Origin of the sequence: Succinatimonas hippei YIT 12066, from assembly GCF_000188195.1 — a bacterium.
In the GTDB taxonomy this organism is placed as follows: domain Bacteria; phylum Pseudomonadota; class Gammaproteobacteria; order Enterobacterales; family Succinivibrionaceae; genus Succinatimonas; species Succinatimonas hippei.
Genome location: NZ_GL831047.1, coordinates 69599 through 84262, shown reverse-complemented (window position 1 = coordinate 84262; position 14664 = coordinate 69599). Strand labels below are relative to the sequence as shown.

Genomic DNA, 14664 nt, shown 5'->3' with positions numbered 1-14664 from the left:
ATAAAAATCTACAGATTTTCCACAATCTCTTTAATTACCGCCGGCCCCTCATATACAAAGCCTGAATACAATTGAATTAAAGTTGCTCCTGCCTTAACTTTTTCCCGCGCTGAAATAACATCACTTACACCGCCGCAGCCGATTAAAGGCATCTTACCGTTTGTCAGTTCAGAGACTTTCACAAGAACTTTTGTACTCATTTCTCTTAAAGGCTCACCGGATAAGCCGCCCCACTCTCTTGCATGAGTCATTCCATGAATAACATCACGACTTACCGTCGTATTCGTACAGTTCATGCCGTCAATTTCAAGATCGGTACACACTTTGCATACAGCTGATAAATTATCATCTTTCAGATCGGGAGCTATCTTTACGACAAGCGGTACATAGCGCCCCGTCTTTTTAAACATATCATCCTGCTTGGTTTTAAGATCGGTTAAAAGCAGTTTTAAAGGCTCGGCATCCTGGAGAGCCGTCAGTCCCGGAGTGTTAGGACAAGATATGTTTACTGCAATATAATCACAATAGTTGTAAACCTTATCCATGCACAAAAGATAATCGTCAGATGCTCTTTCCAACGGAGTAGTCTCATTCTTTCCTATACTTACGCCAACTACTCCCTTATAGGTACGCTTTATAAGATTTGCAACCAAATAATCCACGCCTTTATTATTAAAACCCATACGGTTAATGATGCCCTTGGCCTCAAGAACTCTGAACATACGTGGTTTTTCATTTCCGGGCTGCGGGCGCGGAGTAACGGTACCGAGCTCTAAATGGCCAAACCCCAATGAGCCTAAATAATCAATCGCATCCCCGTTCTTATCCATACCGGCTGCAAGACCTAACGGATTTTTAAACTCAAGGCCCATAAATTCAACCGGTCTATCTTCAACTTTTTGCGAAAACAAAGCTTTTAACGGTTCATTGGACAAAAACTTACCTGCTTTTATCGTAAGGGAATGAGCAGTTTCCGCATCAAGGCAAAAAATTAAAGGACGAATTAAACTAGGATACAAAGAGTATAAAGACATTCGGTTTATACCTCAAAAACAAAATGACATGAATAAATTTTCATCATTAACATACATTATACACACTAAAAATTATCCCCGCCTTAGCGGGGATATTGAAGAAATGTTAACTGTTAAGAGCCGCTTCAATCTTTTCAAACACACCGTTTGACAAATCTTTTTCGCTCTTAATCCGCAAAAGCTCGTTACGCGCAAGCTCGGCTCTTGCCTCATCAAAACGCTTAAAGCTAAGCAGCGGCGTCAAAATACGTGCCGCTACCTGAGGATTTACCTTATCTAAATCACGAACCACCTCGGATAGAAGTGCATATCCGCTGCCGTCTTTAGCATTTAAAGCAACAGGATTTGATAAAGCCATTGCCCCTACCAATGCACGTACACGATTTGGATTAGTCTTATCAAAACAAGGATGTTTCATGAGTTTGCGAACTATTTTAACCGTATCTTCTGACGGAGCAGTTGCCTGAACTCTAAAGAAATTATCAAAGACCAAAGGATCTCCAGACCATTTGTCTTCAAATTCTTTTAAAAGCTCCTCTTTACACAAAAGATCATAATGTACCGCTAAGGTTAAAGCACATAACTTCGCTGTCATATTATCTGACTTCTTGTAATGATCTCTTACAAGATCGGCTGCTTTATCTTCGTCTTTATCATCCTTAAGCTTAACAATCATCATCTTAAGCGCTAAATGATTAAGTGATCTCTTTGACATCTCTTTGATGTTATACACATAACTGCCGGTTGCTTTAGTCTTTGCATATAAATTGGAAAAATCAGCAAATAAAGCTTTTGCAATCTCTTTTTCAATAAAGCTTCTTATAGTATGCAGCGCATCAAAATCAATCTTATGGCACAGCTCGGTTAAGACACTTAGCGGAGGAATATTTAAAACCTGACAAGTCAAAAGCGGATCACCGTTTTTATCAGATAAGACATGACTGAAAGCTTCAATAATCGATGCCGGAACCGGAAGATTATCCGCTGACTCCAAATGATCCTTAACGTAATTATTGATTAAAAACTCTGAGCTGTTTTTACGAATGAACGGATCCTCGCAATATTCCAGCATCAACTTATAATCATCATCACTGTAATGCGCATCAAGCTTTACCGGAGCAGAAAAATCCTTAAAAAGAACAGGAAGAACTTCTTCATCACAAGTAAAAGTAAAACTTTCCTTATCCTTCGTAAACATTATGATGCCGTTTGCCGAAAGTTCAGGAGGAGTTACCTCTTTACCGTCTCCAGTTAAGAACGAAGTTCTAATCGGAATTACTACCGGATCTTTTTCTTTTTGACTTAATGTAGGAGGGGTTTTTTGCTCTAAATCTAAAGTAAGCTTCTTTTCATTGGCGTCATACGCCCATTTAGCAGTGACAACAGGGGTTCCTGCTTGGCTGTACCAGCGGGTAAACTGCGTTAAATCTACAGCAGAAGCCTCGGACATAGCACTTAGAAAATCATCAACAGTAACAGCCTTGCCGTCATAACGATCCAAATACAGAGCCAAACCTTTTTTAAAGTTATCCTCACCGATTATGGTGTGAAGCATACGGATAACCTCAGCGCCCTTATCATAAATAGTTACAGTATAAAAATTGTTCATCTCCATAACTTCTTCAGGGCGTACCGGATGGGCCATTGGACTTGCATCTTCAGCAAATTGAGCACTGCGGATCACATCCACGGCATGCAAACGAGTCAATGCACGGGAGGCGACATCGGACGAAAATTCCTGATCACGAAATACGGTCAAACTTTCTTTTAGCGACAACTGGAACCAATCGCGCAAAGTTACTCTATCTCCGGTGTAGTTATGAAAATATTCGTGTCCGATAACACTTTGTACATTAAAGAAATTTGTATCTGTAGCACTCTTAGGATCCACTAGCACATAAATGGAATTAAAAATATTAAGGGATTTGTTTTCCATCGCACCCTGATTGAAGAAATCAACGGCTACGACCTTAAAGTTATCCAGATCATATTCAAGATTAAATCTGTCTTCATCCCACTTCATGGACTGCTTTATGCATTCCATCGCCCACAGACCGCGCTCATAAGCGCCTCTATCAACATAAAGCTGTAATGAAACCTCTCTACCGCTTTTAGTTTTAAAAGTATCAGATACCAAATCAAAACTACCGGCGACCAAAGCAAACAGATATGAAGGTTTAGGAAAAGGATCCACCCAAGTACAATAACGGCGTCCCTGTTTTTCCCCGCTTTCCACCAAATTACCGTTTGACAACAATACGCCGCATCCCGATTCAGGACCGATGATTGTAACCTTATATTTAGCAAGCACATCGGGTCTGTCCAAAAAATAAGTGATACGACGAAATCCCTGAGGCTCGCATTGCGTACAAAAACATCCGCATGACTTATAAAGTCCCATCAAGGTAGTATTAAGCGCCGGAGCAATAACATTTTCAATTGAGACATCAAACTCATCAGGAACATCTTCAATAATAAGTTGTCCTTTTTCTTCGGTATATTTACAGACAAGACCGTCAACGAATACTGAGTGCAGCTCTAAATCCTCGCCGTCAAGACACAAAGGGGCTTTTTTATCTTCAGTTAATCTTATGTAATGAGCCGTGGATTTAACTATGGTGTAATCATCAGAAAGATTAAATTCAAGTTCAATATCGGTAGCGGTAAAATCAGGAGCACGGTAATCAAGACGCTTTACCGCTTTATAGTTATTGTTTTTCATAGATTTTCCTTTATAGAAACAATTGGCAGAATAATCTCTGCCAATTTTTAACGTATTACTGTCTGTCAATACCTGAAGAAGCTTTATGATCTTCAGCAACGGATGAGACTGAGAAACGGGTAAATATCGGAGTGGTTCGGGCAAGATAACGCTTTTGCTCAATTAAAGATGCAAAATCGTTAGCAATTGCAGCCGCCTCATCTAAAAGTGCATCGGGAAATTCAAAATCTTCAGGTAAATCCTTAATATCTTTGATAGGCTTTTTGCCTATACTTTTAAGTCTGGCGTTAACTGCGTTAAGACGATAAGCTTCATCTTCCTGCTGCAATTTTTTACGATCTTCCAAATTTACGGACAAAGATTTTTCGGCCTTAAGCTTAAGATAACGAGCCATATCCTCTTTCATAATCTTAAAAGCAACGTCATCCTTAATGCGCTCTTCATGCATACGCGTTAAATCGTTTACATAAGCATCAACATTCAAAAAGCCTTTATAGTCAGACGGAGCTATTTTATCCCATGCCAAAGCATTAGGCTCCGAGCGCTCGCCGAATTCGCTGTCATCGACTAAAGGAGGAAAAGCGATGTCAGGACTTACTCCCTTTAACTGAGTAGAAAGACCTGATACACGATAAAACTTGGCAATCGTGTAATGAATCGATCCTAAATCCGCGTTGGAAAAATCATAAACTCTGGTAAGAGGTCGATTTTGCTGAACGGTTCCCTTACCGAATGAGGTATCACCGACGATGATTGCCCTACCGTAATCACGCAGCGCCGCTGCCATGATTTCAGAGCTTGATGCGGAAAGTCGGTTTATCAAAACCACCAAAGGTCCGTCAAAATCGATGCCGGCATCTTCATCATACTGCGGCAAAACATTACCAACAGCATCTCGAATCTGCACGACAGGTCCGTCCTTTATAAAAAGACCTGTCGATAAAGTAGCTTCGGGTAAAAGACCGCCGCCGTTTGAGCGCAGATCAATTACCATGGCTCTTACTTTAGCACGTTTTAATTTAGCTATTTCTTTTTTAAGATCTTTATTTAAATCGGTATAAAAACTCTTGATAGAAATAACACCTACTTTATTACCGTCAACAGTCTTAACCTCACCTTTTGCTGCGCGCTCTTGAAGCTTGATTTTATCGCGAACAAGCTCAACAGAAAAAGTCTTGGCTCCTGCACCTTCACCGCGTTCAATTTCCAAAGTAACTTTAGTGCCTTTCTTGCCTTTAACTTTCTTTACGACATCTGTAAGCCGCCATCCGATAATATCTTCATAGCTGCCGTCTTCTTGTCTTACCCCCACAATTTTATCTTTAGGCTTTAATTTTTTGGACAGCTCGGCAGGAGAGCCCGGAATTAAAGAATTAATAACGGTAAATTCATCTTCTGATGACAAAACAGCACCTATTCCCTCTAAAGAAAGATTTATGTCATCATTAAAGCTTTCACTGTCTTCGGGGCTTAAATAACTGGTATGCGGATCAATTGCCGTGGCAAAAGCATTTTCAAAAGTCGAAAAAGCATCTTCTGACGTAGTTTGAGCTAAACGGCCCAGAGCCGCCTCATAACGGCGTTTTATCCTCTCCCGTGCTTTTTCATCGGTTTTATCATTTAAAACCTGATTGATGTATTCGTTTTTAACCTCAGCCACCCACTGCTTACGAATTTCATCTTGAGAAGAAAAATAAGGACTCTTGCGGCGATCAATCTCTACTTGTCCTTTTTCTGATACATCTACGGGATTTTTAACGTAATCAACAAAAAAAGAATACTTTAAAAAACGGCGTTTGAGATTATCGTTATATAAAGATAAAGGATAAGAGAGATCACACTTGCTTACGGCATCAAGGATCTTATCGCTGTTCTGATAAATTTTGCTGATTTCATCTTTCGTGTACAGGCTTTTGTTGTAATCAAGAAAAGAAAGATATTGATCAATAATGTCATCAGCAAAATCTTTATTTAGCTCAACAGGCTTATAGTGCGCACGCAAAAAATAATTGGCCGTACGTGAACAAGCCGTTTTTTGAGCGTTCTGCAATGAAAGTACTGGCAAATCATCTATTGTCGGGACGTTAAGCTTTGCTTCACAGACAAATATCTGTGACGATAAAACCGCGGCAACCGCGACACAAATTAATTTCCGCACTTTCGCAAATCCTTTTATTCCTTTCTAAGCATCACACGTGCTACCGGGACGCAAACCGTTAAACCGGTATCAAGAGTAATAGTAACTGTATTCAGCTTCGGCTCTTCGCTTACCGATCCTTTTACGAAACGATTATTGCTTGAAACGAGAACGGAAGTACCTTTTACCAAATCTTCAACTTTAGCCTGAACCGGTGCATTAACCGGTTTTACGTTAGAAGCCGGTTTTGTAAAAGTAAAGCGACGTTTAACTCTTACTTCGCTTACCACTTTCTTGTTCTTGGGCTTAAATCCGCCTTTAAATCCGGGTTTCTTGTCATTTTTGGCAAATTTAGGCTTATTTATCTTTAATTTAAGCTTGCTTTGCTCTTTTAGCTTTTCTAAAACGAGTTTCTTTTGCTCCTGAGAATAATCTTCGTGTTCTTTGGTAACTTCAGAAACTTCATTGCCGTCAAGATCAACGCGTTTAGCTCCTTCCTTCACCACATCAAGATACTGTATCGAATATGTATACTTGCGTACGGCAGCTCGGATCTTAGATAAAGAAATCCCGTCAAGTTCACTAATTTTTTCCTTTAAATCATTAATGATACCGATTTTAAGAGGCTTAATTTCTTCTTGTTTTAAAGAAAAAGCCTTAGGGAACTTCTCGCATAGAACAGTTATTGCTTTTTGAATGCTTTCGCGGCGCATAGCCTGCGGATCTTTATCCGTCTCCGGCAAAGCAGAATCTGCTTTTGCTGTCTGTGCTTCAGCTACAACTTCAGTTTCAATTCTCTTTTCCTGATTTTCCACTTAATAAACCTCAAAATAAAATCTGTATACTAAAATAAAAACCTGTAGCCTGCTATTTTACCCAAAAACATGGAAATAGCGCTATCATTCAAGCATAAAGCACAAAAAAACCTCAATTAAGCTCTATATCAGCAGATTTATTTCAGTAAGAGACAAAAAAATTACGTACACAGTCAAAATTTCTTTCCAATATGAACATATAGTTTTTTAAACAAAAACCTATCCATAATCCTATTTTTAAGATCAATCTAAATTAACGATAATATAGTGAAAAAGTCATTTGGAAAGCTGCATCTTATCTTTTGTCGGCTTTGATGCTTTTGAAATGACCAAAAAATCAGCTTTCCAAATAATTTAACCTTACCTCTTCCACTTAAAAGCTCTTTTTCTTAATTTCTCATCAAATAAAAGACTTACGCAAACAAAGAAAACCGGCACCATCAAAACACCTAAAACGGTAGCAGACAAAGTTCCGCCTATTACTCCGGTTCCGATTGACTGCTGACTTGATGCACCGGCTCCATCTGCCGCCAAAAGTGGCATCACACCTAATAAGAAAGCTGCAGAAGTCATAATAATCGGACGGAAGCGCAGTGCCGCAGCTTGTTTTGCAGACTTTAACAAAGTTTGTCCGCGCATACGGAATTGATGTGCGTATTCCACAATCAAAATTGCATTTTTTGCTGCAAGTCCGCCTGTAGTTAATAATCCGACCTGAAGATAAATATCATTCTCAATGCCGCGCAACCATACAAGACCCAAAGCACCAAACGCACCTACCGGAATTATCATAATCACCGCAAAAGGAATCGACCAGCTTTCATAAAGCGCAGCAAGACAAAGAAAGACGATAAGAGCAGAAATGGCAAACAAGAATTGTGTATGAGAACCGGTAAGCTGCTCCTGATATGAGGCTCCGCTCCAGGCGTAGCTATACTGTCCGGGATGAGAGCTTATAACCTTGGCAATTGCATCCATCGCCTGTCCCGAGCTCACGCCTGATGCTGAATCTCCTTCGATAAAAATTGAAGACGTTCCGTTAAATCGATTTAACTGCTGCGGACCGAAAGTCCATTTATAAGATCCGATGGAATCAAATCCCACCATCTTGCCTTCATCGTTTTTAAAATAAAGACGCGACAAATCTTCAGGCATTGATCGAAATTGCGGCATTGACTGCACATAAACTTTTTTGATGCGTCCTCTGTCAATAAAATCATTGACGTATTTGCCACCCCAGGCAATGGATAGATTCGAATTAACATTATCAGAATCAAGATGATAAAGCTTAATCAGCCTGTCGTCTAATACGACCTCAAGCTGTTTTGAATCATCAAGAACGTTGGTTCTGACGTTATAGAGCATCGGATCGGCATTGGCAATATCGATTATGTCATCAATATCCTGCATAAACTGCTCATGGGAATTACCCATTAAATTCTGCACATTGACCTGAAAACCAGATGATCCGCCCATACCGCGAATCGAACTTGGCAAAGATACCGTAATTTTAGCGTCCGGAATAGTATCAAAATAAGCTTTAGCTCTTGCCAAAATGGCCTGAGCACTGCCTTCATCTTCCTCACGCTGTTCCCATGGCACCAATTTTACGTTGGCCGTTGCCGTCGACTGTCCGAAAGCTCCTCCGCTGCCGTGACCTAGGGTCAACATAATACCTTCTACATATTTACTCTCTTTGGTTAAAAAATAATCCTCTACCATATAACCTACTTTTTCGGTCATTTCATTAGTAGATCCGGTAGGCAAAGTAATTTTGACCGACATAATGCCTTGATCGTCTATCGGTAAAAACGAAGACGGAATAATACTAAACAAACCGACGCAGGCAACAGATAAAAAGGCAAGCAGCAGCATTACGGTCTTTTTATAGTGAAGAACTAAGTTAACGCTTTTTGTGTAAGCTGAAGTAAGGCGTGAAAAAGCCGTATCAAATAAAGATAAAACGCCTTTTTTTGCTCGTTTATGCGGATTACGATGCCTTACTTTTAAAATTGAAGCGCAAAGTGACGGAGTAACTACCAAAGCAGTAACAATCGACATTAACATCGCGCTTACGATAGTAACCGAGAATTGACGATAAATATTGCCGGCAGCTCCGCCGAAAAAGCTCATAGGTACAAAAACCGCCGCTATCACCAAACCGACCCCGAAAAGAGCCGATGAAATTTCCTGCATCGAGCGAACGGCTGCCTCATACGGAGTAAGCGCAAACTTATAAATAAGCCGGTTGACGTTTTCCACCACCACGATTGCATCATCCACCAAAAGACCTATAGCAAGAACCATCGCAAACATGGTAAGAGTGTTTATCGAATAACCGAAAAAATATAAAACTACAACAGTTGCACACAACACAATCGGAATGGTAATAGTTACCACCAGCGTTGAGCGGATGTCACGTAAAAAAAGCAGAATAACCAGCGACACCAAAATAAGAGCTTCAACTAAAGTTTTTCCTACTTCATACAAAGAAGCTTTAACAAAGGGCACGGTATCATAAGGAATTACGTACTCAAGCGATTCAGGAAAAAGCGGACGCAATCTTTCAAGCTCTGCCGCTATACGATTAGCGGTCTCAACTGCATTGGAGCCCTCGGTAAGATTAATCTCCAAAGAAGCCATAGGCAAATGATTGTAGTTGGCAAAAACGGTATAACTTGCCCGCCCCTTCTCGACTTTTGCGACATCTTTTATATAAACGGTACCGCCGATTTCATCACTTTTTAGCAAGATGTTCTCAAATTCTTCTGGAGTCTCAAGCATATGGCGAGATTTTACAACTACGTTCAGCTGCTGCCCGGGAACTGCCGGCATTGCTCCCACCTGACCTACTGAAATCTGCTTGTTTTGCGCTTCAATCGCATTGACCACATCCTGCGGCGTTAATGAATAAAAATGCAATTTATCCTGATCAAGCCAAATACGCATTGCGTACTGCGATCCGCGAACATTAACATCGCCCACACCGTTTAAACGAGAAATCGGATCCTGCAAAACCGAAACGATAAAATCACCGATATCCTCCTGAGTTAAAGATCCGTCCTTAGTGTAAAAGGCAATATTCTGCAATACGTCTTCTGACACCTTGCGAATGCGTACGCCGTTTTGCTGAACTTCATCAGGAAGCTTGGACATCGCCATATCAAAGCGATTTTGAACCTGCATCTGCGCCACATCCGGATTTACCGACTGATCAAAAGAAAAGCGTACATTAACATTACCTTCAGAATTTACCGTCGTATTAAAATAAAGCAAATTATCAAGGCCTGTCATCTGCTGCTCTACTACCTGCGCCACCGAATTTTCCAATGTTTCGGCAGAGGCTCCCGGATATGACAAAGAAATACTGATGGTAGGCGGGGCAATGTCAGGAAAACGCGACAGCTTTAAAGAAGGCAGAACTATTAAACCTAAAATTACGGTTAAAAGCGCTATAACCCAAGATAAAACCGGACGATCGATAAAAAACTTACTTAACATCTTATGCGTCCCCTTCAATTGAGACGATCATGCCCGTTTTCAATTTTTGCGTGCCGTTAACGGCGATTTTATCTCCTGGCTTAACTCCGCTTAAAATAATCCACCCGAAATCACACAAACCTTGAGTGAATATTTCCTGACGCTTTACTTTATTTTCCTCATCAATAACAAAAACGTAAGAACGCCCGGCTGAATCCTGCGTTACTGAAGCTGCAGGCACTACCACCGCATCTTTTTTTATAGGCCCGGCAAAATGTGCTCTAACCGCCATTCCCGGCAATAATATTTGCTCGGGATTATCAAAAACCGCTCTTAAAGTAACGTTACCAGATGCTTCATCAACCTGCACTTCAGTTAAAGATAATTTACCTTTAATAGGGTATTGACTGCCGTCATCAAAAAATAAAATAACTTCCTCATTTTGCTTGTGATTACTGACTAAATCTCCGTTTAGAATTTGCTGTCTAAAAGTTCTCCACTGTGACGCTGACTGCTGCACATCCACATAAACTTTAGATAAATCAATAATTGATGCTAAAACCTCACTTTGATTTTCAGTAACTAAAGCTCCGGCCGTAATATTGCTTTTTCCAATCCTTCCTGATATCGGAGCTCTGACTTTAGTATATTCAAGAGTAACAGCAGTCTCATCAAGCTCAGCCTGCGCCAATTTTTCATCATCAACTGACAAAGCGTAGTCTAACAACCTGTCTTCATAATCCTGACGACTTACCGCATGCTGTGCTACAAGTTTTTCATAGCGCCGTAAATTTCTGTAGGCTTGTTTTCTTTGATCGGAGGCCTTGTTTAAAGCTGCTTTAGCATAGTCATATTCCGCTTTATATAAAGCATCATCAATTTGATAAAGCGGCTCTCCTTTTTTAACCAAAGAACCTTCGACAAATAAACGTTCTTTAACAACTCCGCTTACCTGAGGTCTGACATCTGCTCTGGCGTAGGCATAAACACGCCCGTTTAAACTAAAAGACTGAATAACATCCCGTATTTGTACGGTTTGAGCTTTAACACTATAAACAGCAGTATTCTGAATTGCTGTTGCCGCTCTATCTGTGTCACATGCATTAACAAACAGACAACAAAACCCCGTTAAAAAGATATAGATCAGTTTTTGTACATTCTTCGGCATACAATTGTCTCTTAACATCTTTTGCAGCAAAAATTCTGAATTTAAGCATTTAGCAAAAATCATCAAAAACTTATTTGATTTAAGTAAAGAATGTATTTCTAATCAATAATAGTTTCTTAGACAAAGAAAACACCGTAAAAACAAATACCGCAGAAAATAAAAAAATGTATCTATGCCAAAAGATAGCGCCAGCGAATAATTACAAATATCAAGTTCTAAACTAAAATCAGTCTAAGTTTTCAAAGAACATAATTTTTGTCAAAAGACTTAAATTTAATATATATTTCTATGGTTTAAATTTAATAAATTAGCAAAGACTTAGCAACATTTAAAAAATGCAGATTAGTACGTAAAAGTGCGAAACAACTCTCGTTTTAAATACGGCATCCACAAGCAAACATACCACGCCCGAATAAACATATAAAAACTCTACCTTTTCTCTTATCTGCATCAAGTACAAACTTTTGCTACAATACGGCTTAACCAAAAGGAGTTGAACATGTCCCAGATTGAAAGAATGCATCCTGATTGCCCGCCGGATGCTCATAAAATAATGCGTCCGCCTGAAAATCCGCTCAATGCCCAATTATGTGTTTTCGTTACTAAAGAAGAAGTTGAGACTTGCGGCATTGATGACGTGCTTGAAGTTTTAGCACTCATGAACCAAAAGCCCTTGCTTTTATGCGAGGATGACAGCGTCAGGCAGCAAATTAAAGATCACTGTGCCAAAGCCGAATTGACCCCGGCATTTATCCGCGTCAACGGTGATGGCACCTGTACCATTGAATATTTAGACGGTGCAGTAAGTTCTTCACTACCGTTTTACGCTTATGCTGACGATTATCATAACTTTGAGCATTTCCTTGATAAATTATCTGAAAAATGCGTTATCAGCGTCGACACGCTTTCCATGCTGATTCTTCGCTCCATTTCCACCGTTTACCCGTGGGATAAGCTCTTAGCCGGTGACTTTATCCGCCAATACATTAAAGCAAGCGACGCCATCTCTGATGAAGATCGTGATCTGCTGCGCCAAATCCGTTACGGCAAATACGATCCGATGAATGCAAAAGACACAAAGGCCTATCAGTTCCTGCGTCTTGAGCGCAAACTCTTCTTACAATATCCGTCAGAAGATGATTAACCCTAAGACGCAAGGTTATTCCTTGCGTCTAACCTTATTAATTATCGCAAAGCTTTATTCATGTCACATTCAAGTCCCGTTATTTCACTTGCTGAAAAATTAATTGCCTGCAAATCCGTTACCCCTGACGATGCCGACTGCCAGAAAATTCTTGTAAAACGCTTTTTATCGGCAGGATTTACTGTTAAATCATATAAAGAAGATAACAGTCAAACCGTAAATCTTTTAGCAACTCACGGACAGGGAAAACCTTTTGTTCTGTTTCTCGGACACACCGATGTAGTACCGCCCGGCGATTTATCTTTATGGACAAGCGATCCTTTTTCTCCTACTTTCATTGACGATGAAAAAGAAGGACTTATGCTGCAAGGCCGCGGCAGCGCCGATATGAAAGGCTCCGATGCGGCAATGACGGAAGCACTTTGTGAATACGTGCAAAAGTACCCCAATCACCAAGGTACGATTGGTCTGCTTGTAACCTCAAACGAGGAAGGAGATGCTTCAGGCGGAGTTCCTTTCGTAGCAAATGAACTAAAAAAAGAAAATCTCATTCCCGATTTTTGCATCGTTGGTGAACCTTCTTCTGAAAAGATTTTCGGAGACACAATTAAAGTCGGACGCCGCGGCTCACTTACCGCGCATATCACCGTCATAGGCAAACAAGGACATGTCGCCTACCCTGAACGCGTTCACAATCCGATTCATGACGCTGCCAAGCTTATTAATGCACTAAACACCTCGCTTGATTCCGGCAATGAATTTTTTCCGGCAACCTCTTTTGAGCTGACTAATATTAAAAGCGGAACCGGTGCAGAAAACGTAGTTCCCGAATCCTGCTACTTTATGTGCAACTGGCGTTTTAACAATGAAGAAAGCTTTGATTCAATAAAAGAATTTGTTGAAAAGCAAATAGAGAAGCTCAAACTTAACTGCCAAGTACGTTTTAAGCTCAACGGCTTACCTTTTATTTCCGGAAACTCACAATTGTCTAAAGCGCTGGCTGATTCTATTTTAGAAGTAACCGGTGTTAAGCCTAATCTATCAACATCAGGAGGAACATCGGACGGCAGGTTTATTGCACCTCTTGGCGCCAAGGTAGTAGAGTTCGGACCTAAAAGCGCTACCATTCACCAGATTAATGAAAGAGTAGCGGTTTCATCACTTGACGCCCTAAGCCTTATTTTTATCAAAACCTTAGAGCGCCTTTTAAACTAATCAGGCATCTAATAAATATTTTTCGGCATCAAGAGCTGCCTGACAGCCGCTTCCTGCCGAAGTTATTGCCTGTCGGTACACCTTGTCTGCACAATCTCCTGCGGCAAAGACACCGGGACACGAAGTTGCAGCAGCTCCGTTTTCCTTATGTAAAACGATATAACCGTCTTTATCAAGCTCCAACTCATCTTTGAAAATTTCAGTCGCAGGCGCATGACCTATAGCAACGAAGACTCCCTGTACCGGCAAATCACGTTTGCTTCCGTCTTTAAATTTAACGGCCAACGCATTAACGGCATTCCCGTCGCCTTTAATTTCATCGACCACGGCATCAAGTACAAACTCTGCCTTTCCTGCCTCTACCAAAGCTTTAAATTTATCTATAAGCACATTTTCAGATCTAAAGCCCCGGCGGCGATGCACTAAATAAACTTTATTGCACAAAGAAGCCAAAAAGATAGCTTCTACAAAAGCGGCAGATCCTCCGCCGATTACCGCAACATCTTTTTTCCTAAAGAAAAAACCGTCGCAGGTAGCACAGGCTGAAACGCCGTGTCCTTTATATTTTTGCTCAGATTCGATATCTAAAAAACGTGCTTTGGCTCCGGTTGCAACAATTACCGTAAGTGCCTTTAGTTCTTTACCCGAGCTTAAAGTTAAAGTCTTAACCTTATCTTTTAAAGCTGCTTTAATAACCGTATCGAAAATAATTTCAGTACCGAGAGATTTGGCATGATCCTGAAGCTTTTGCATCAGATCAAAACCTGAAGGATTATCCTTTTCTCCGGGCCAATTTCCGATCTCCGGTGTTGATATAAGTTGACCCCCGACTTCAGAGCCGGCTATAAGCACCGGCTTAAGGCCGGCACGTGCTGCATAAATTCCTGCCGTATATCCGGCAGGGCCTGATCCGATAATTACAACGTTTAAAATTTCACTTTGTTCCATA

9 protein-coding genes are annotated in these 14664 nt (G+C 40.5%); 2 read left to right on the top strand and 7 right to left on the bottom strand.

Features of this window, described 5'->3' with window-relative positions:
• Positions 1-8: 8 nt before the first annotated feature.
• The 6 genes from pyrD to HMPREF9444_RS08215 form a co-directional block, all read right to left on the bottom strand.
• Positions 9-1034, bottom strand: coding sequence for a quinone-dependent dihydroorotate dehydrogenase (gene pyrD / locus HMPREF9444_RS08240; RefSeq protein ID WP_009143961.1), 1026 nt, complete (start codon positions 1032-1034; stop codon positions 9-11).
• A gap of 106 nt (positions 1035-1140) precedes the next feature.
• Entirely contained in the window at positions 1141-3756 is a 2616-nt protein-coding gene (gene pepN, locus HMPREF9444_RS08235; RefSeq protein ID WP_040909428.1) for an aminopeptidase N, read from the bottom strand.
• A gap of 55 nt (positions 3757-3811) precedes the next feature.
• Positions 3812-5914 (bottom strand): carboxy terminal-processing peptidase, encoded by a 2103-nt coding sequence (locus HMPREF9444_RS08230; RefSeq protein WP_009143959.1) that lies wholly within the window; start codon positions 5912-5914, stop codon positions 3812-3814.
• 14 nt (positions 5915-5928) lie between these two features.
• Entirely contained in the window at positions 5929-6708 is a 780-nt protein-coding gene (locus HMPREF9444_RS08225) for a ProQ/FINO family protein (RefSeq protein ID WP_009143958.1), read from the bottom strand.
• A 360-nt stretch (positions 6709-7068) separates the two neighbouring features.
• Positions 7069-10209, bottom strand: a complete 3141-nt coding sequence (locus tag HMPREF9444_RS08220) for an efflux RND transporter permease subunit (RefSeq protein ID WP_009143957.1) — start codon at positions 10207-10209, stop codon at positions 7069-7071.
• Position 10210: 1 nt separating this feature from the next.
• Positions 10211-11356 carry an efflux RND transporter periplasmic adaptor subunit gene (locus tag HMPREF9444_RS08215; RefSeq protein WP_040909443.1) on the bottom strand — a complete coding sequence of 382 codons (1146 nt, stop codon included), beginning with the start codon at positions 11354-11356 and terminating at the stop codon, positions 10211-10213.
• 499 nt (positions 11357-11855) lie between these two features.
• On the opposite strand from HMPREF9444_RS08215, the gene HMPREF9444_RS08210 reads away from it, so the two are divergent.
• Together HMPREF9444_RS08210 and dapE are read left to right on the top strand one after the other, a co-directional pair.
• Complete coding sequence (locus HMPREF9444_RS08210; RefSeq protein ID WP_009143955.1) at positions 11856-12500, top strand: hypothetical protein; 645 nt, start codon at positions 11856-11858, stop codon at positions 12498-12500.
• 60 nt (positions 12501-12560) lie between these two features.
• On the top strand, positions 12561-13715 hold the full coding sequence (gene dapE, locus HMPREF9444_RS08205; protein ID WP_009143954.1) for a succinyl-diaminopimelate desuccinylase: 1155 nt from the start codon (positions 12561-12563) through the stop codon (positions 13713-13715).
• Here dapE and trxB read toward each other — a convergent pair whose 3' ends face one another.
• Positions 13716-14663, bottom strand: coding sequence for a thioredoxin-disulfide reductase (gene trxB / locus HMPREF9444_RS08200; RefSeq protein WP_009143953.1), 948 nt, complete (start codon positions 14661-14663; stop codon positions 13716-13718). It abuts the gene before it with no gap.
• Between the last annotated feature and the right edge of the window lies 1 nt (position 14664).